This window comes from Erwinia sp. E602 (assembly GCF_018141005.1).
Taxonomy (GTDB): Bacteria; Pseudomonadota; Gammaproteobacteria; order Enterobacterales; family Enterobacteriaceae; genus Erwinia.
Window position 1 is genome coordinate 524018 of the sequence record NZ_CP046582.1, and the last position, 19656, is coordinate 543673.

16 protein-coding genes and 2 tRNA genes are annotated in these 19656 nt (G+C 56.8%); 17 read left to right on the top strand and 1 reads right to left on the bottom strand.

Going from position 1 to position 19656, the window contains the following annotated elements; all coding sequences use genetic code 11:
• The first annotated feature begins 110 nt into the window (after positions 1-110).
• The 17 genes from rlmE to GKQ23_RS03910 all read left to right on the top strand — a co-directional run bounded on the left by rlmE (position 111) and on the right by GKQ23_RS03910 (position 18298).
• Positions 111-740: a 23S rRNA (uridine(2552)-2'-O)-methyltransferase RlmE gene (gene rlmE / locus GKQ23_RS03830; RefSeq protein ID WP_056231198.1), complete on the top strand. Its 630-nt coding sequence runs from the start codon at positions 111-113 to the stop codon at positions 738-740.
• Positions 741-842: 102 nt separating this feature from the next.
• Complete coding sequence (ftsH, locus tag GKQ23_RS03835) at positions 843-2744, top strand: ATP-dependent zinc metalloprotease FtsH (protein WP_056231201.1); 1902 nt, start codon at positions 843-845, stop codon at positions 2742-2744.
• Between the two features lie 115 nt (positions 2745-2859).
• Positions 2860-3690 carry a dihydropteroate synthase gene (gene folP / locus GKQ23_RS03840; RefSeq protein ID WP_056231203.1) on the top strand — a complete coding sequence of 277 codons (831 nt, stop codon included), beginning with the start codon at positions 2860-2862 and terminating at the stop codon, positions 3688-3690.
• Between the two features lie 18 nt (positions 3691-3708).
• The gene (gene glmM / locus GKQ23_RS03845) at positions 3709-5043 is read left to right on the top strand and encodes a phosphoglucosamine mutase (protein WP_056231206.1); all 1335 of its coding nucleotides are present in this window, start codon (positions 3709-3711) and stop codon (positions 5041-5043) included.
• Between the two features lie 197 nt (positions 5044-5240).
• On the top strand, positions 5241-5570 hold the full coding sequence (secG, locus tag GKQ23_RS03850; RefSeq protein ID WP_056231208.1) for a preprotein translocase subunit SecG: 330 nt from the start codon (positions 5241-5243) through the stop codon (positions 5568-5570).
• A gap of 61 nt (positions 5571-5631) precedes the next feature.
• Positions 5632-5718 (top strand) — tRNA-Leu (locus GKQ23_RS03855).
• A gap of 48 nt (positions 5719-5766) precedes the next feature.
• A tRNA-Met gene (locus tag GKQ23_RS03860) sits at positions 5767-5843 on the top strand.
• 213 nt (positions 5844-6056) lie between these two features.
• Complete coding sequence (gene rimP / locus GKQ23_RS03865) at positions 6057-6509, top strand: ribosome maturation factor RimP (RefSeq protein ID WP_056232293.1); 453 nt, start codon at positions 6057-6059, stop codon at positions 6507-6509.
• Positions 6510-6533: 24 nt separating this feature from the next.
• A complete protein-coding gene (gene nusA / locus GKQ23_RS03870; RefSeq protein ID WP_056231211.1) occupies positions 6534-8039 on the top strand; it encodes a transcription termination factor NusA in 1506 nt (501 codons plus the stop codon).
• Positions 8040-8061: 22 nt separating this feature from the next.
• Positions 8062-10755, top strand: coding sequence for a translation initiation factor IF-2 (gene infB, locus GKQ23_RS03875; RefSeq protein WP_056231214.1), 2694 nt, complete (start codon positions 8062-8064; stop codon positions 10753-10755).
• Positions 10756-10870: 115 nt separating this feature from the next.
• Entirely contained in the window at positions 10871-11284 is a 414-nt protein-coding gene (gene rbfA / locus GKQ23_RS03880; RefSeq protein ID WP_056231217.1) for a 30S ribosome-binding factor RbfA, read from the top strand.
• Positions 11284-12228 carry a tRNA pseudouridine(55) synthase TruB gene (gene truB, locus GKQ23_RS03885; RefSeq protein WP_212409794.1) on the top strand — a complete coding sequence of 315 codons (945 nt, stop codon included), beginning with the start codon at positions 11284-11286 and terminating at the stop codon, positions 12226-12228. The genes rbfA and truB overlap by 1 nt, the downstream gene beginning before the upstream one ends.
• Before the next feature lie 215 nt (positions 12229-12443).
• On the top strand, positions 12444-12713 hold the full coding sequence (gene rpsO, locus GKQ23_RS03890) for a 30S ribosomal protein S15 (protein ID WP_052898306.1): 270 nt from the start codon (positions 12444-12446) through the stop codon (positions 12711-12713).
• Positions 12714-13015: 302 nt separating this feature from the next.
• On the top strand, positions 13016-15145 hold the full coding sequence (pnp, locus tag GKQ23_RS03895) for a polyribonucleotide nucleotidyltransferase (RefSeq protein ID WP_212409795.1): 2130 nt from the start codon (positions 13016-13018) through the stop codon (positions 15143-15145).
• Between the two features lie 148 nt (positions 15146-15293).
• Positions 15294-16178, top strand: a complete 885-nt coding sequence (gene nlpI / locus GKQ23_RS03900) for a lipoprotein NlpI (protein WP_056231226.1) — start codon at positions 15294-15296, stop codon at positions 16176-16178.
• 109 nt (positions 16179-16287) lie between these two features.
• On the top strand, positions 16288-16338 hold the full coding sequence (gene yrbN / locus GKQ23_RS24145; RefSeq protein ID WP_223300471.1) for a protein YrbN: 51 nt from the start codon (positions 16288-16290) through the stop codon (positions 16336-16338).
• Positions 16339-16354: 16 nt separating this feature from the next.
• Positions 16355-18298, top strand: coding sequence for a DEAD/DEAH family ATP-dependent RNA helicase (locus GKQ23_RS03910; RefSeq protein ID WP_056231229.1), 1944 nt, complete (start codon positions 16355-16357; stop codon positions 18296-18298).
• Between the two features lie 276 nt (positions 18299-18574).
• On the opposite strand, the gene GKQ23_RS03915 is transcribed toward GKQ23_RS03910, so the two are convergent.
• Complete coding sequence (locus GKQ23_RS03915; RefSeq protein WP_212409796.1) at positions 18575-19582, bottom strand: luciferase-like monooxygenase; 1008 nt, start codon at positions 19580-19582, stop codon at positions 18575-18577.
• Between the last annotated feature and the right edge of the window lie 74 nt (positions 19583-19656).

The following is a 19656-nucleotide window of genomic DNA, read 5'->3' on the forward strand; positions in this document are numbered from 1 at the left end:
TGGGATTGAAAACGGGTCATTCTACCGCCATATCCGGTGTATCACCAAATCGGTAGCGTCGATTTGCGCGGTTTATTTATCGCGAACAATGAATCATAGTTGGAAATTGTATGACTGGTAAAAAGCGTTCGGCCAGTTCCAGCCGCTGGCTGCAGGAACACTTTAGCGATAAATACGTGCTTCAGGCACAGAAAAAAGGGCTGCGTTCGCGCGCCTGGTTTAAACTCGATGAAATACAGCAGGGCGATAAGCTGTTCAGACCTGGGATGACCGTGGTTGACCTTGGTGCTGCCCCTGGCGGCTGGTCACAGTACGTGGTGACCCAGATCGGCGCCAAAGGTCGGGTCATCGCCTGCGATATTCTGCCGATGGACCCTATCGTTGGTGTTGACTTCCTGCAGGGCGATTTTCGCGATGAGCAGGTGCTGAAAACGCTGTTGGATCGGGTGGGTGAAACCCAGGTTCAGGTAGTCATGTCCGACATGGCCCCGAACATGACCGGTACGCCGGCTGTGGATATCCCTCGATCGATGTATTTATGTGAGCTGGCTCTGGAGATGTGCCGTGATGTTCTGGCACCCGGCGGTAGTTTTTTAGTGAAGGTGTTTCAGGGAGATGGTTTTGAAGAATACCTTAAGCAAATTCGCTCCCTGTTTACGAAAGTAAAAATTCGTAAACCGGACGCTTCGCGTTCTCGTTCGCGTGAAGTGTACATTGTAGCGACAGGGCGCAAACTGTAACTACCATAACTGGGGTCATATCGATGCCAGCTGTGCAGGAACTTTAGTCCCCTACGCTGTCTGTTAACACAGTTGTAATAAGAGGTTAATCCCTTGAGTGACATGGCGAAAAACCTGATTCTCTGGTTAGTCATCGCAGTCGTGCTGATGTCTGTATTCCAGAGCTTTGGGCCCAGCGAGTCGAGTGGCCGAAAGGTTGATTACTCAACCTTCCTGTCGGAAGTGAACCAGGATCAGGTCCGCGAGGCACGTATTAACGGGCGTGAGATTAACGTAACCAAAAAAGACAGTAACCGATACACCACTTACATTCCGGTCAACGATCCCAAGTTACTCGATAACCTGTTGACCAAAAATGTGAAAGTTGTGGGTGAACCACCGGAAGAGCCGAGCCTGCTGGCCACTATCTTCATCTCCTGGTTCCCGATGCTGTTGTTAATCGGCGTATGGATCTTCTTTATGCGTCAGATGCAGGGCGGCGGCGGTAAGGGCGCGATGTCCTTCGGCAAGAGCAAGGCCCGTATGCTGACGGAAGACCAGATTAAAACCACTTTTGCTGACGTGGCCGGTTGTGACGAAGCAAAAGAGGAAGTGGGCGAGCTGGTGGAATACCTGCGTGAGCCAAGCCGCTTCCAGAAGCTGGGCGGTAAGATTCCAAAAGGCGTGCTGATGGTCGGTCCTCCGGGTACCGGTAAAACCTTGCTGGCAAAAGCGATTGCCGGTGAAGCCAAAGTGCCGTTCTTTACCATCTCCGGTTCTGACTTTGTTGAAATGTTTGTCGGTGTGGGTGCTTCCCGCGTCCGCGACATGTTTGAACAGGCGAAGAAAGCCGCGCCGTGCATCATCTTCATCGATGAAATCGATGCGGTGGGCCGTCAGCGTGGTGCCGGTTTAGGCGGTGGTCACGACGAACGTGAGCAGACCCTGAACCAGATGCTGGTTGAGATGGATGGCTTCGAAGGCAATGAAGGCATCATCGTGATTGCGGCAACTAACCGTCCTGACGTACTCGATCCTGCGCTGCTGCGTCCGGGCCGTTTTGACCGTCAGGTGGTGGTTGGCCTGCCAGACGTGCGTGGCCGTGAGCAGATCCTGAAAGTGCATATGCGCCGCGTACCGCTGGCGACCGATATGAACCCGTCAGTGATTGCCCGTGGTACCCCTGGTTTCTCCGGTGCCGATCTGGCTAACCTGGTCAACGAAGCGGCGCTGTTCGCTGCCCGCGGCAACAAGCGCGTGGTGTCGATGGTCGAGTTTGAAAAAGCCAAAGACAAAATCATGATGGGTGCTGAACGTCGCTCCATGGTGATGACCGAAGCGCAGAAAGAGTCCACGGCTTATCACGAAGCGGGTCACGCTATCGTCGGTACGCTGGTGCCGGGCTACGATCCGGTGCACAAAGTGACGATTATCCCGCGCGGCCGTGCGCTGGGTGTGGCGTTCTTCTTACCGGTTGGTGATGAGATCAGCGCTAACCGTCAGAAGCTGGAAAGCCGCATCTCCGTGGCCTACGGTGGGCGTCTGGCCGAAGAGATTATCTACGGCGTTGACTATGTCTCTACCGGTGCGTCTTCTGATATCAAGATGGCCACCAGCGTAGCGCGTAACATGGTGACGCAGTGGGGCTTCTCTGAGAAGCTGGGTCCGTTGCTGTATGCAGAAGAAGAGGGTGAAGTGTTCCTCGGCCGTTCCGTGGCGAAAGCCAAGCATATGTCCGATGAAACGGCGCGCATCATCGATCAGGAAGTGAAAAAACTGATTGATACCAACTATGAGCGTGCCCGCCGCATTCTGCATGAGAACATGGATATCCTGCACTCGATGAAAGATGCGCTGATGAAGTATGAAACCATCGACGCACCGCAGATCAGCGACCTGATGGCGCGCCGCGAAGTGCGCCCGCCGGCCGGCTGGGATGAAGCGACCAAAGCGGCTGCAGACAGCAACCAGGCCCCGCGCCCGGCTGACGATCCGCAGACCCCAGGTTCAGACAAAATCATGTAACAGCAGCCTGGCGGAAATGACATATTCCGTCAGGATTGCCGTCTGTGACCTGCTATAATCCACAACCCCGGCCACGTCCGGGGTTTTTTTATGCCCTTTTCGGAGACCCTTTGTTATGAAGCTGTACGCCAGAGATGCTGTGCTCGACCTTTCACATCCGCATGTGATGGGGATCCTGAACGTCACCCCTGATTCCTTCTCCGACGGCGGCAAACATAACGAACTGATTCAGGCCCTGACCCACGCTAATGAGATGATCAACGCCGGCGCGACGCTGATTGATGTCGGCGGCGAATCCACCCGGCCGGGGGCGGCGGAGGTCAGCGTGCAGGAAGAGCTGGATCGGGTGATCCCGGTGGTCGAGGCGATTGCCCAGCGCTTTGAGGTGTGGGTCTCGGTGGATACCTCCAAAGCCGAGGTGATCCGCGAAGCGGCGCGCGCCGGCGCGCACCTGATAAACGACATCCGCTCGTTGCAGGAGCCTGGAGCGCTGCAGGCGGCGGCGGAAAGCGGCCTGCCGGTATGCCTGATGCATATGCAGGGCGAGCCGACCACCATGCAGCAGTCTCCGCACTATCAGGACGTATTGCGCGACGTCGACGACTTTTTTGTCCGGCACATTGCCCGCTGTGAAGCAGCCGGGATCAAAAAAACGCAGTTGCTGCTCGACCCGGGTTTCGGTTTCGGTAAAAATCTCCAGCACAATTATCAGCTGCTGGCCCATCTGGCCGACTATCACCACTTTGGCCTGCCGCTGCTGGTCGGGATGTCGCGCAAAAGCATGATTGGCCAGCTGCTTAACGTTGGCCCGTCGCAACGCCTGACCGGCAGCCTGGCCTGTGCGGTAATCGCCGCCATGCAGGGGGCACAGATCCTGCGCGTTCACGATGTTAAAGAAACCGTCGAGGCGATGCGCGTCGTCGAGGCCACCCAGTCAGCACGCTAACGAAAAGATGAAGGGACTATGAGCAACCGTAAATATTTTGGTACCGATGGCATTCGCGGCAAAGTAGGCGAAACTCCGATTACGCCTGATTTCGTGCTGAAGCTGGGCTGGGCGGCCGGTAAGGTGCTGGCCAGCCACGGCTCGAAGAAAGTGATCATCGGTAAAGACACGCGCATCTCCGGCTATATGCTGGAGTCGGCGCTGGAAGCGGGGCTGGCCGCAGCCGGCCTGTCTGCAGCCTTCACCGGCCCGATGCCGACCCCGGCGGTCGCCTACCTGACCCGCACCTTCCGCGCCGAGGCGGGCATCGTCATCTCCGCGTCTCACAACCCGTTTGACGACAACGGCATTAAGTTTTTCTCCACCGAAGGCACCAAGCTGCCGGACGACGTCGAAGCGGCGATTGAGGCGGAGATGGAAAAACCGATCACCTGCGTGGAGTCGGCTCAGCTGGGCCGCGCCAGCCGTATCGTTGACGCTGCCGGGCGCTACATTGAGTTTTGCAAAGGCACCTTCCCAAGTGAGCTGAGCCTGAACGGCATGAAAATCGTCGTCGACTGCGCCAACGGCGCCACCTATCACATCGCGCCGAACGTGCTGCGCGAGTTGGGTGCCACGGTGATCGCCATCGGCGTTCAGCCGGACGGTATGAACATCAACAAAGAGTGTGGAGCCACCGACCTGCGCCTGTTGCAGGAGCGCGTCCTGGCTGAGAAAGCCGACGTCGGGCTGGCCTATGACGGCGACGGTGACCGCATCATGATGGTCGACCATCTCGGCCACAAGGTTGACGGCGACCAGATCCTCTACCTGATCGCCCGTGAGGCGCTGCGCCAGGGCCAGCTGCGCGGCGGCGTGGTCGGCACGCTGATGAGTAATATGGGCCTGGAGCTGGCGCTGAAGCAGCTGGGTATTCCGTTTGCCCGCGCTAAGGTTGGCGACCGCTACGTGCTGGAGAAGCTGCAGGAAAAAGGCTGGCGGCTGGGTGCCGAGAACTCCGGCCACGTGATCCTGCTGGATAAAACCACCACCGGTGACGGCATTGTGGCCGGCCTGCAGGTGCTGACGGCGATGGTGCGTAACCATATGAGCCTGCACGACCTGTGCAGCGGCATGAAGCTGCTGCCACAGATCCTGGTCAACGTGCGCTTCAGCGGCGAGCATGACCCGCTGGAAGATGCGCAGGTGAAAGCGGTGACCGCCGAGGTGGAAGCCGAGCTGAAAGGGCGGGGCCGCGTGCTGCTGCGCAAGTCTGGTACCGAGCCGCTGATTCGGGTGATGGTGGAAGGCGAAGACGAAGCGCAGGTTAACGCGCTGGCGCATCGAATTGCGGATGCGGTGAAGGCGGTATAACCGCGCGTTTTTTCGGCGGAAATGCCTGTTTTGCCGTTTTTTTCTGCAATCAGTTCACGTGTGTAAAATTGCCCTTGCGCGCAAGGGCACCTTTGGTTAGTATTCACACCCGCTTCTGATGGGTAGCGAACAGGCTATCACTCTGACTGGTTTGAAGCTTTTGATGTGCGTTTAACGCGCAAGGAACAAGGTTGATTATGTACGAAGCTCTTTTAGTAGTTTTCCTTATTGTGGCAATCGGCCTGGTGGGTCTGATCATGTTGCAGCAAGGTAAAGGCGCTGATATGGGAGCATCATTCGGTGCAGGCGCTTCCGGCACACTGTTTGGTTCTAACGGTTCAGGCAACTTTATGACCCGTATGACCGCAGTTCTGGCGACCCTGTTCTTCATTATCAGCCTGATCCTGGGTAACCTGAACAGCAACAAAACGCAGAAAGGAAGCGAGTGGGAAAATCTGACAGCACCAGCTCAGTCTCAACAGACTCAGCCTGCTAAACCGGCAACGGGCAGTGACATCCCGCAGTAAGCAGTACGCAGTTCTCAGTAAAATTTCGACGCGATAGAAACAAAAAAATCGCAACTTTAGTGCCGTGGTGGTGGAATTGGTAGACACGCTACCTTGAGGTGGTAGTGCCCGCATGGGCTTACGGGTTCAAGTCCCGTCCTCGGTACCAAATCTCAGTTTTGCTTGCTATATATGCAAGTTTTGCGTAGTATTCGGACGCGGGGTGGAGCAGCCTGGTAGCTCGTCGGGCTCATAACCCGAAGGTCGTCGGTTCAAATCCGGCCCCCGCAACCACTTTCCCTTAGAGTTCTTTTTCAAATATTCTGTATGCAGGCAAACAACGTTGTTTACAGCGATTTTGAAAAAAATTCTTTTGGATCGTGCCGTATCACCGCTGGTGATACACAGGGTCCAGTCACTTAAAGCCCCGAATTTTCGGGGTTTTTTGTTATTACGAATCAGCATCACTGGGCTATTAAGCCCTTTTTTTATGTCTTGGGGGTGGCCTTGTCCACATTAGAGCAAAAATTAACAGAGCTAATTTCAGCACCGGTAGAAGCGCTTGGCTACGAACTGGTCGGTATTGAGTTTGTCCGCGCCCGCACATCCACCCTGCGCATCTATATTGATAGTGAAGACGGCATCAATGTTGATGATTGCGCTGATGTGAGCCATCAGGTGAGTGCGGTATTCGATGTCGAAGACCCGATTACCGTGCCATATAACCTTGAAGTCTCTTCACCTGGCCTTGACCGCCCGATGTTTACCGCTGAACATTATGACCGTTTTACGGGCGAAGAAGTGAGCCTGGTGCTGCGTATGGCGGTACAGAACCGTCGCAAATGGCAGGGAATCATTAAATCTGTCGATGGGGAGATGATCACGGTGACCGTTGAGGGTCGTGACGAAGTGTTCGCGCTGAGTAATATCCAGAAGGCGAACCTGGTTCCCCACTTTTAAAAGTCCGGATTGAGGCATACCAGGATGAACAAAGAAATCTTAGCTGTTGTAGAAGCGGTCTCCAATGAGAAGTCCCTCCCACGCGAGAAGATTTTCGAAGCGCTGGAGAGCGCGCTGTCTACAGCCACCAAGAAAAAATACGAGCAGGAAATTGACGTTCGCGTCACCATCGATCGCAAAAGTGGCGACTTCGATACCTTCCGCCGTTGGTTAGTCGTAGAAGAAGTTACTCAGCCGACCCGTGAAATCACGCTGGAAGCGGCACGTTACGAAGACGAAGCGTTCAACCCGGGCGACTTCGTTGAAGACCAGATTGAATCTGTCACCTTCGACCGTATCACCACCCAGACTGCAAAACAGGTTATCGTGCAGAAAGTCCGCGAAGCGGAACGTGCGATGGTGATCGATCAGTTCCACGATCAGCAGGGTGAGATCATCACCGGCGTGGTGAAGAAAGTTAACCGCGACAACATTTCACTGGAAGTGCGCCCGTTAGACGGCTCTAACACCAGTGCGGAAGCGGTGATCATTCGTGAAGACATGCTGCCGCGCGAAAACTTCCGTCCGGGTGACCGTATCCGCGGCGTGCTGTATGACGTGCGTCCTGAAGCACGCGGTGCGCAGCTGTTCGTCAGCCGTTCCAAGCCGGAAATGCTGATTGAGCTGTTCCGCATTGAAGTGCCGGAAATCGGCGAAGAAGTGATTGAAATTAAAGCCGCCGCGCGCGACCCTGGCTCCCGTGCCAAGATCGCCGTAAAAACCAACGACAAGCGTATCGATCCGGTCGGCGCCTGCGTGGGTATGCGTGGTGCGCGTGTTCAGGCGGTATCCAGCGAGCTGGGTGGCGAGCGCATTGACATCGTACTGTGGGATGATAATCCGGCGCAGTTCGTGATCAACGCCATGGCCCCGGCGGATGTCGCCTCTATCGTGGTGGATGAAGATAATCACACCATGGATATCGCCGTTGAAGCCGGAAACCTGGCTCAGGCGATTGGCCGTAATGGCCAAAACGTGCGTCTGGCTTCACAGCTGAGTGGCTGGGAGCTGAACGTGATGACGGTCGACGACCTGCAGGCCAAACACCAGGCCGAGGCTCATGCTGCCATCGACGTCTTTACCAAACACCTCGATATCGATGAAGACTTTGCTACCGTACTGGTAGAAGAAGGCTTCTCCTCGCTGGAAGAGCTGGCCTACGTGCCAATCAACGAGCTGCTGGAGATCGACGGTCTGGATGAAGACACCGTTGAAGCGCTGCGCGACCGGGCTAAAAACGCGTTGACCACTTTGGCTCTGGCTAAAGAAGAGAGCCTCGGCGATAACCAGCCGGCAGAAGATTTACTGGCGCTGGAAGGTTTGGATCGTGAGCTGGCCTTCAGACTGGCCGCTAAAGGCGTTTGCACGCTGGAAGATCTTGCCGAGCAGGGTGTTGACGACCTGACAGATATTGATGGCCTGAACGATGAACGGGCGGGTGCGCTGATTATGGCTGCACGTAATATCTGCTGGTTCGGCGACAACGCGTAATAAACGAGCAGGAAGGAACAGCATGACGACAGATGTAACCGTAAAATCACTGGCCGCAGAGATTCAGACCTCCGTTGATCGCCTGGTACAGCAGTTTGCTGATGCAGGGATTAACAAGTCTGAAACTGACTCTGTTACCCAGCAGGAAAAAGAGACATTACTTAATCATCTGCATCGCGAACACGGTGGCGGATCTGATAAACTGACTCTGCAGCGTAAAACACGCAGCACCCTGAACATCCCCGTCACCGGTGGCAAAAGCAAGTCGGTGCAAATCGAAGTCCGCAAAAAGCGCACCTATGTAACAGGCTCGCAGGCTGAAGCTGAACAGGCAGAAGCTGAGGCTCAGGCGCAGCGTGAAGCGGAAGAACTGGCTCGTCGCGAGGCTGAAGAAAAAGCCCAGCGCGAAGCTCAAGAGAAAGCGAAGCGTGAAGCCGAGGAGCAGGCCAAGCGTGAGGCAGCTGATAAAGCCAAACGTGAAGCAGCGGAAAGAGATAAAGTGAGCAATCAACATACCGACGATATGACCCGGGCTTCGCAGTCCGACAAAGCCCGCCGTGAAGCGGAAGCCGCAGAACTGAAGCGTAAAGCTGAAGAAGAAGCGCGCCGCAAGATTGAAGAAGACGCGAAGCGCGTCGCAGAAGAAGCACGTAAAATGGCAGAAGAGAAAGGCGAAGAGTGGACCCAGGCGAAAGAGGTTGAAGACACCTCTGACTACCACGTGACCACTTCAACTCACGCCCGTGCCGCCGAAGATGAAAACGATGCGCAGGTTGAAGGCGATCGCCGCAGCCGCACCGTTGCACGTCCGGCTAAAGCTCCGGTGCGTAAGAAAGGCAACAAGCATTCTGAAGCGAAAACTGACCGTGAAGAAGCGCGTGCGCAGGTTCGCGGCGGTAAAGGTGGCAAGCGTAAGCCAAGCACCCTGCAGCAGGGCTTCAACAAGCCAGCGCAGGCTGTTAACCGTGACGTCATCATCGGCGAAACCGTAACCGTAGCTGAACTGGCCAATAAAATGGCGGTAAAAGGCTCCCAGGTTATCAAAGCGATGATGAAGATGGGCGCCATGGCGACCATCAACCAGGTTATCGATCAGGAAACTGCTCAGCTGGTCGCGGAAGAGATGGGTCACAAAGTGACGCTGCGCCGCGAGAACGAGCTGGAAGAAGCGGTAATGAGCGATCGTGATGTCGATGCTGACCACGAATCCCGTGCGCCAGTCGTGACCATCATGGGCCACGTTGACCACGGTAAAACCTCACTGCTGGACTACATCCGTTCCACTAAAGTCGCCTCTGGCGAAGCGGGCGGCATTACTCAGCACATCGGTGCATACCACGTCGAAACCGACAACGGTATGATCACCTTCCTCGACACCCCAGGCCACGCCGCGTTCACCTCTATGCGTGCTCGTGGTGCTCAGGCGACGGATATCGTTATCCTGGTGGTGGCGGCCGACGATGGCGTGATGCCACAGACTATCGAAGCGATCCAGCACGCCAAAGCGGCCAAAGTGCCGGTTGTGGTTGCGGTGAACAAAGTCGATAAGCCTGATTCCGATCCGGATCGTGTTAAAAACGAACTGACTCAGTACGGTATCATCCCGGAAGAGTGGGGCGGCGAGAACATGTTCGTCAACGTCTCGGCGAAAGTCGGTACCGGTATTGACGACCTGTTGAACGTAATCCTGCTGCAGGCGGAAGTTCTGGAGCTGAGCGCGGTACGTCAGGGTATGGCAAGCGGCGTGGTGATCGAGTCCTTCCTGGATAAAGGTCGTGGCCCGGTGGCTACCGTGCTGGTACGTGAAGGTACGCTGAATAAAGGCGATATCGTGCTGTGTGGCTTCGAATACGGCCGCGTGCGTGCGATGCGTGATGAACTGGGTCGTGAAGTTATGACCGCCGGTCCATCTATCCCGGTTGAGATCCTTGGCCTGTCCGGCGTGCCGGCAGCGGGTGATGAAGCAACCGTGGTGCGTGACGAGAAGAAAGCGCGTGAAGTGGCGCTGTATCGTCAGGGCAAATTCCGTGAAGTTAAGCTGGCGCGTCAGCAGAAATCCAAGCTGGAAAACATGTTTGCGAACATGACCGAAGGCGAAGTATCTGAACTGAACATCGTGCTGAAAGCGGACGTTCAGGGTTCTGTCGAAGCGATCTCCGACTCACTGCTGAAGCTGTCTACTGATGAAGTGAAAGTGAAAATCATCGGTTCCGGCGTCGGTGGGATCACCGAAACGGATGCCACGCTGGCTGCCGCGTCTAACGCGATCCTGGTGGGCTTCAACGTCCGTGCTGATGCCTCTGCGCGTCGCGTCATCGATTCAGAAAGCCTGGATCTGCGTTACTACTCCGTTATCTATAATCTGATCGACGAAGTGAAAGCGGCGATGAGCGGTATGCTGGCACCAGAGTACAAACAGCAGATTATCGGTCTGGCTGCGGTACGTGACGTGTTCAAATCACCGAAGTTTGGTGCCATCGCCGGTTGTATGGTGACCGAAGGTAACATCAAACGTCACAACCCAATCCGCGTACTGCGTGACAACGTGGTGATCTACGAAGGCGAGCTGGAATCCCTGCGCCGCTTCAAAGATGACGTTAACGAAGTCCGTAACGGTATGGAATGTGGTATCGGCGTGAAGAACTACAACGACGTCCGCGTTGGCGATATGATCGAAGTATTCGAAATTATCGAAATCCAGCGTACCATCGACTAAGCGTCCCGGAACCCCTCATCGGGCCGCCCTTCAGGGCGGCCAGAAAGATGAGAAAGGTCAGCGTGACTGTATTTGGGAGGCTTCTGGCCTCCCGAATTATTTGGAGAGAAAAATTATGGCGAAAGAATTTGGCCGCCCGCAGCGCGTTTCACAAGAGCTGCAAAAAGAGATTGCCATCATTCTGCAACGCGAGATTAAAGATCCGCGTCTGGGTCTGATGGTTACCGTATCCGCGGTGGAAGTGTCACGCGACCTGGCCTACGCCAAGGTGTTTGTTACTTTCCTGAATGACAAAGATGAAGATGCGATCAAAGCCGGCCTGCGTGCTCTTGGCGACGCCTCCGGTTATATCCGCTCCCTGCTGGGTAAAGCGATGCGTCTGCGCATCGTGCCGGAGCTGACCTGGTTCTACGACAACTCGCTGGTCGAGGGGATGCGTATGTCAAACCTGGTCTCCAACGTGATCAAGAACGACGCCGATCGCCGTGGCCCGGTGGATGATGAACCGGAAGAAGGCAAAGCAGAGTAATGAGCCGTCCTCGCCGTCGCGGTCGCGATATTCACGGCGTGCTGTTGCTGGATAAGCCCACCGGGCTCTCCTCCAACGATGCGCTGCAAAAAGTAAAACGCCTGTATAACGCCAACCGTGCCGGTCATACCGGCGCGCTGGATCCGCTGGCGACCGGCATGCTGCCGATCTGCCTGGGTGAGGCGACCAAGTTCTCGCAGTATCTGCTGGAGTCCGACAAGCGTTATCGGGTGATCGCCCGGCTGGGCCTGCGTACCGACACCTCGGACGCTGATGGTTCAGTGGTCAGCGAGCGGCCGGTCACCTTCAGCGCAGAGCAGCTGCAGCTGGCGCTGGAAAGCTTCCGTGGTAAAACGCAGCAGATCCCGTCGATGTATTCGGCGCTCAAGTATCAGGGGCGCAAGCTGTATGAATATGCCCGTGAAGGCATTGAAGTGCCGCGCGAATCGCGGGCGATTGAGGTGTTTGAGCTGCTGTTTATCCGCCATGAGGGCGATGAACTGGAGCTGGAAATCCACGTTTCCAAAGGCACCTACATCCGCACCATCATCGACGACCTCGGTGAGCAGCTCGGCTGTGGCGCGCACGTGACCTACCTGCGTCGTCTGCAGGTGGCGACCTATCCGATTGAGAAAATGGTGACGCTGGAGCAGCTGCAGGCGCTGACTGAAGAAGCGCACCGCAGCGAGCGTGCGCCGGCAGAGCTGCTCGACGCGCTGCTGATGCCGATGGACAGCCCGGCGTCGGAGTACCCGATCGTGCATCTGGCCGCCAGCGTTGCTGCGTACTTTAAGCAGGGGATGCCGGTACAGGCCGCCGGGGCGCCGGCCAGCGGGCTGGTACGGGTCACCGCCGGTGATGAGCATGCGTTTATCGGCATGGCGGAAATCGCCGACGACGGCCGCGTGGCTCCGCGCCGGCTGGTCGTGGAATACGCCGACTAACCTGAGCTGACTGCGCCGGGCAATCCGCCAGGCGCAGGTCTTTGTGATAACGGGGTGAGCGCGGGTCTGTGCGGCACCAGCGCTTCTGCTGCGTGAAAGTTGACGGCGGTATTTGCGCTTAAGCAATGCGCAGAGTAGAATGGCGCGGCTTTACACTGGGTAGCTGAATTAGAGATCGGCACCTGTACATTTATCTTATAATTTGGAGTTGTAACATGTCTCTAAGTGTTGAAACTAAAGCGCAGATCGTTGCTGATTTCGGTCGCGGCGCAAACGACAGTGGTTCTACCGAAGTTCAGGTTGCTCTGCTGACCGCACAGATTAACCATCTGCAGGGTCACTTCTCTGAGCACAAAAAAGACCACCACAGCCGTCGTGGCCTGCTGCGTATGGTATCCCAGCGTCGTAAGCTGCTGGACTACCTGAAGCGCAAAGACGTTGCACGTTACACCAGCCTGATCGAGCGTCTGGGTCTGCGTCGCTAAGTCTGCCTTGCTGCCCTCTCCCGTTTTCAGAGCAATCTGAACGTCACGTGATGAAACGGGCAGCCTGGTACGCGTATCGCTGGAAAGGGGCCTTTATGGCCCCTTTTTTCACGCGAGCGGCAGCAATTAAACACAAACTATTGTATTGTTGCTGAGTGTGATCTTCAGTTGCAGAGTTTCGCGCGGCTAATGAGAGGCTTCATCCTGCCGGGGATGAGGGTTGTCATTAGTCGCGAGATGCAAGCGAAGATTAAAAATCCATGGCAGGTAAAACGTCCTGCCCTGATGTTAAGGAACGCATTTTGCTGAACCCGATCGTTAAAAAATTCCAGTATGGCCAGCACACCGTCACGCTTGAAACCGGCATGATGGCTCGCCAGGCAACGGCTGCCGTTATGGTCAGCATGGACGACACCGCCGTGTTCGTGACCGTCGTCGGTCAGAAAAAATCTAAGCCAGGCCAGGATTTCTTCCCGTTAACCGTTAACTACCAGGAGCGTACCTACGCTGCCGGTCGTATTCCGGGCAGCTTCTTCCGTCGCGAAGGCCGTCCAAGCGAAGGCGAGACCCTGACCTCACGCCTGATTGACCGCCCAATCCGCCCACTGTTCCCGGAAGGCTTCGTTAACGAAGTGCAGGTGATTGCCACCGTGGTTTCCGTTAACCCACAGGTTAACCCGGATATCGTGGCGATGATCGGTGCTTCAGCGGCGCTGGCGCTGTCTGGCCTGCCGTTCAACGGTCCAATCGGTGCGGCCCGCGTTGGCTACATCAACGACCAGTACGTGCTGAACCCAACCAGCGACGAGCTGAAAGTGAGCAAGCTGGATCTGGTGGTTGCCGGTACCCAGGGCGCGGTACTGATGGTTGAATCTGAAGCGGAAATCCTCAGCGAAGAGCAGATGCTGGGCGCCGTGGTGTTCGGCCACGACCAGCAGCAGATCGTCATCGACAACATCAACGCGCTGGTCGCCGAAGCCGGCAAGCCGCATTGGGACTGGACGCCAGAAGCCGTCAACGAAGCGTTAACTGCACGTATCGCCGCGCTGGCTGAAACCCGCCTGAGCGACGCATACCGCATCACCGAAAAACAGGAGCGTTACGCTCAGGTTGGCGTGATCAAGTCTGAAACCACTGCAGCACTGCAGGCGGAAGACGAATCACTGGACGCCGGTGAAATCAGCGACATCCTGCACACGCTGGAGAAGAACGTGGTGCGTAGCCGCATTCTGCGTGGCGAACCGCGTATCGATGGCCGTGAAAAAGACATGATCCGTGGTCTGGACGTGCGTACCGGCGTACTGCCACGTACCCACGGCTCTGCGCTGTTCACCCGTGGTGAAACGCAGGCGCTGGTCACTGCCACTCTGGGTACCGCACGTGATGCGCAGAACCTGGATGAGCTGATGGGCGAGCGTACCGACAACTTCCTGTTCCACTACAACTTCCCTCCGTACTCTGTCGGTGAAACCGGCATGGTCGGCTCGCCGAAGCGTCGTGAAATTGGTCACGGTCGTCTGGCGAAACGTGGCGTGCTGGCCGTTATGCCGAAAGGCGACGCGTTCCCGTACACCGTGCGCGTGGTGTCTGAAATCACCGAATCTAACGGTTCCTCGTCAATGGCGTCCGTGTGCGGCGCATCCCTGGCGCTGATGGATGCGGGCGTGCCAATCAAGGCCGCCGTAGCCGGTATTGCGATGGGCCTGGTGAAAGACGAAGACAACTTCGTAGTCCTGTCTGATATCCTCGGTGACGAAGACCACCTGGGCGATATGGACTTTAAAGTGGCCGGTAGCCGTGAAGGTATCACCGCGCTGCAGATGGACATCAAAATCGAAGGTATCACCCGCGAAATCATGCAGGTGGCTCTGAACCAGGCTAAGGGTGCGCGTCTGCATATCCTCGGCGTGATGGAACAGGCGATCAGCGGACCGCGTGGCGATATCTCTCAGTTTGCACCACGTATCCACACCATCAAGATCAGCGTTGATAAGATCAAAGACGTGATCGGTAAAGGTGGCTCGGTGATCCGTGCGCTGACCGAAGAGACCGGCACAACCATCGAAATCGAAGATGACGGTACGGTGAAAATTGCCGCAACCGACGGTGAGAAGGCGAAATTCGCTATCCGCCGTATCGAAGAGATCACCGCAGAAATCGAAGTGGGCCGTATCTACAGCGGTAAGGTTACCCGCATCGTTGACTTCGGTGCCTTCGTGGCGATCGGTGGCGGTAAAGAAGGTCTGGTCCACATCTCTCAGATCGCTGACAAGCGCGTTGAGAAAGTGACCGACTACCTGCAGATGGGTCAGGAAGTACCGGTTAAGGTACTGGAAGTTGACCGTCAGGGCCGCGTGCGCCTGAGCATCAAAGAAGCCAGCGAGCAGGCACAGCCTGAAGCCGCAGCTTCTGAAGCACCTGCAGCAGAATAAGTACCACGACCTTTACGCGTGACCCGGATGACGGCGGGCAAAGCCCGCCGTCTTTCAGGTCACGTCGTTTCATCGCGAGGGCTGGATACCTTGTGGACGGCAGGCGGGTGACAGGATTATCCCTTATGTTTGTTTTCGGGAGTAGGTAATGAAGCCATTTTTGCGCTGGTGTTTTGTTGCGACAGCTTTAACGCTGGCAGGATGCAGCAACACCGCATGGCGTGAGAACGAAGTACTGGCCGTTCCTCTGCAGCCTACGCTGCAACAGGAAGTCATTCTTGCTCGCATGGAACAAATACTTGCCAGTCGGTCATTGACCGATGATGAACGCGCACAGCTGTTATATGAGCGCGGAGTGTTGTATGATAGTCTTGGTCTGAGGGCACTGGCGCGGAATGACTTTTCGCAAGCGCTATCCATCCGACCAGATATGCCGGAAGTATTCAATTACTTAGGCATATATTTAACGCAGGCAGGCAACTATGATGCTGCCTATGAAGCGTTCGATTCTGTACTTGAGCTTGATCCAACTTACAATTATGCGCATTTAAATCGAGGCATCGCCCTGTATTACGGCGGTAGATTTAAGCTGGCGCAAGATGATCTGCTGGCGTTTTATCAAGACGATCCCAACGATCCCTTCCGCAGCCTGTGGCTGTATCTCGCAGAACGCGAGATCGACGCAGACCAGGCCAAAGTCGCGCTAAAGCAGCGCTACGACAAAGCGGTTAAGGAGCAATGGGGATGGAATATTGTCGAGTTCTACCTGGGCGACATCAGCAATAAAACGCTGACAGAACGACTCCAGGCGGACGCAACGGATAACACCTCGCTCGCTGAACATCTCAGTGAAACCAACTTCTATTTAGGTAAGTACTACCTAAGTCTGGGGGAGAAGGACAACGCAGAAGCGTTGTTCAAGCTGACGGTCGCTAACAACGTACACAACTTCGTTGAGCACCGATATGCATTGTTGGAGCTGGCGCTACTTGGCCAGACACAAGACGATCTATCAGAATCTGACCAGCAATAGCTGACGAACTTTTTTTGCCCAATTTTCGAAAAGTCATCATCTTAACGGATGAGGGCCTTTTTGTTCGTCGAAACCACTAATTTGAGCCGGTTCACACTTTTTGATGAAAATGACTGAAAATTTTCACGACGAGTTATGTAGACTGGCCGCCGCAATCTAAGAGGCACGTGTACTACATGACTGATATCCAAACCACTTTTTCCGACCTTGGCCTGAACGCTGACATCCTTGAATCACTGAACGGCATGGGCTACGTGAAGCCATCCCCAATCCAGGCTGAGTGTATTCCTCACCTGCTGGCGGGCCGTGACGTGTTAGGCATGGCGCAGACCGGGAGCGGTAAAACCGCGGCCTTCTCTCTGCCGCTGTTACACAACATTGATCCAACCGTTAAAGCACCACAGATTCTGGTGCTGGCACCGACCCGCGAACTGGCGGTGCAGGTTGCTGAGGCAATGACCGAATTCGCTAAACACATGAAAGGCCTGAACGTGGTGGCCCTGTACGGCGGCCAGCGTTATGACGTTCAGCTGCGCGCTCTGCGCCAGGGTCCACAGGTTGTTGTGGGCACCCCGGGTCGTCTGCTGGATCACCTGAAGCGCGGTACCCTTGACCTGTCTAACCTGCGTGGCCTGGTGCTGGACGAAGCCGATGAAATGCTGCGTATGGGCTTCATCGAAGACGTTGAAACCATCATGGCGCAGATCCCGGACGGTCACCAGACCGCGCTGTTCTCTGCCACCATGCCGGAAGCGATCCGTCGCATCACCAAGCGTTTCATGAAAGATCCGCAGGAAGTGCGCATCCAGTCAAGCATGACCACCCGTCCGGACATCAGCCAGAGCTACTGGACTGCATTCGGCCGTAAAACTGACGCGCTGACCCGCTTCCTGGAAGCTGAAGACTTTGACGCTGCGATCATCTTCGTGCGTACCAAAAACGCCACGCTGGAAGTGGCCGAAGCGCTGGAGCGCAGCGGTTACAACAGCGCCGCGCTGAACGGTGACATGAACCAGGCACTGCGTGAGCAGACGCTGGAGCGTCTGAAAGACGGTCGTCTGGACATCCTGATCGCCACCGACGTTGCGGCCCGTGGCCTGGACGTTGAGCGTATCAGCCTGGTAGTAAACTACGACATTCCTATGGATGCCGAGTCTTACGTTCACCGTATCGGCCGTACCGGTCGTGCGGGCCGTGCTGGCCGTGCGCTGCTGTTCGTTGAGAACCGCGAGCGTCGTCTGCTGCGCAACATTGAACGCACCATGAAGCTGACCATTCCTGAAGTGGATCTGCCAAACGCAGAACTGCTGGGCCAGCGTCGCCTGGAGAAGTTCGCGGCTAAAGTTCAGCAGCAGCTGGAAAGCAGCGATCTGGACCAGTACCGTGCGCTGCTGGCTAAAATGCAGCCGGAAGACGAGCTGGACATCGAAACGCTGGCCGCAGCACTGCTGAAAATGGCCCAGGGCGAACGTCCACTGATCGTGGCTGCTGATGCACCACAGCGTCCGCGCCGTGAATTCCGTGAGCGTGACGATCGTCGTGATGACCGTCGTGGCGATCGTCCGGACCGTGGTCCGCGTGAAGCCCGTGCAGAAGGCGACCGTCCACGTCGCGAGCGTCGCGAAGTTGGCGATATGGAAGTTTACCGCATTGAAGTGGGCCGTGATGACGGCGTTGAAGTGCGTCACATCGTTGGCGCTATCGCTAACGAAGGCGACATCAGCAGCCGTTACATCGGTAACATCAAGCTGTTCGGTACCCACTCCACCATCGAGCTGCCGAAAGGCATGCCGGGCGAAGTTCTGCAGCACTTCACCCGCACGCGCATCCTGAACAAGCCGATGAACATGCAGCTGATCGGTGACGCGCAGCCGCGTCCTGAACGCAGCGCTGACCGTGGCGGCGAACGTCGTCCAGGCGGCCCGGGCCGTGGTTTCGGCGGCGGTGAGCGTCGTGGTCCTGCTGATGGCGCACGTGGTCCTTCTGAAGGCGGTCGTCGCTTCAGCAACGAGCGCAGCGGTGAGCGTCGCAGCGGCGGTTTCAGCCGTGACGGTGGCGCTTCCCGTGGCCCGCGTCGCGAAGAAGCCGGTGCAGCACCTGCCCGTCGTCGTGATGCATAATCACCTGTCGCAGGCGGCATAGCCGCTGATGCACAGAAAAAACCAGCCTGCGGGCTGGTTTTTTTTTGCGGCTGATACTGTGCCGGGCACCGGTTGTCTGCGAACACTGCGCCCGTTTCAGGTCGCCTCGCCTGCTGGCATCGTGCCCGGCTTACGAAGCATCTACACTCCGTAAAGACGCCAGAAGCGTCATCCGTAACAGCTCAGCACGGGCCATCAGTGATGCCGTGTACCGGCTCCCATCGCTTAATGTTCTGTATTGTATTAAGGGCCGTCTCACAGCGACCGGTACGCCTCCATCGCCAGCGCGAACGAGTGCAGCCGCGCCTGGGGATCGAAGATCTGGCCGTTAATCATAATCTCATCTGCCTGGGTTTCGCGCAGCAGCGCGGCCAGTCCGTGGCGCACCTTCTCTTTACCGCCGACCACCGACATGCTCAGCGCCTGCTGCACGCCGTACTGCTCACCGGCGCTCCACAGCTGATGCAGGTTGGTTACCGGTGCCGGCAGCGGCCCCGGCTGCCCGCGGCGCAGGTTGATAAACTGCTGCTGCATCGAAGTGAACAGGAAGTTCGCGTCGTTATCGCTGTCGGCGGCCACCACGTTGATGCACACCATGGCGTAAGGCTTCTCCAGCCGCGCGGACGGCGTAAAGTTCTCGCGGTACAGGTGCAGCGCCTGCAGCAGCAGCTCTGGCGCAAAGTGTGAGGCAAAGGCGAATGGCAGGCCGAGCTTTGCCGCCAGCTGCGCGCTGTACAGGCTGGAACCGAGCAGCCACACCGGAATCTTCAGCCCGAGGCCGGGCACCGGCTGCACCGTCGGGGCATCGCCCTGTGCGGCGTCAAACCAGCTCACCATCCGTGACACGTCTTCCGCGAAGGTATCGCCCTGGCCGTTAATATGGCGGCGCAGCGCCATCATGGTGCGCTGGTCGGAGCCGGGCGCGCGGCCGAGACCCAGATCGATCCGCCCCGGATAGAGTGACTCCAGCGTGCCGAACTGTTCGGCAATCACCAGCGGCGCGTGGTTGGGCAGCATGATGCCGCCGGACCCGAGGCGCAGCGTGCGGGTATTGGCCGCCAGATAGCCGATCAGTACCGAAGTGGCGGCGCTGGCGATGCCGGTCATATTGTGGTGCTCCGCCAGCCAGTAGCGGTGGAAGCCGAGCTTCTCCGCCTGCTGAGCCAGCGCCAGCGAGGTATGAAAGGCGTCACGCGCGGTGGCGCCCTGTGGGATCGGGGCGAGGTCGAGCAGGGACAGCGGAACGGGGTTGATCTCAGACATAGTGGCTCACTCAGTTAATGTCCTGTAGGCAAAACACGAAAACCTCAAGGCTACGCGATCCTGTTGCGCGGCGA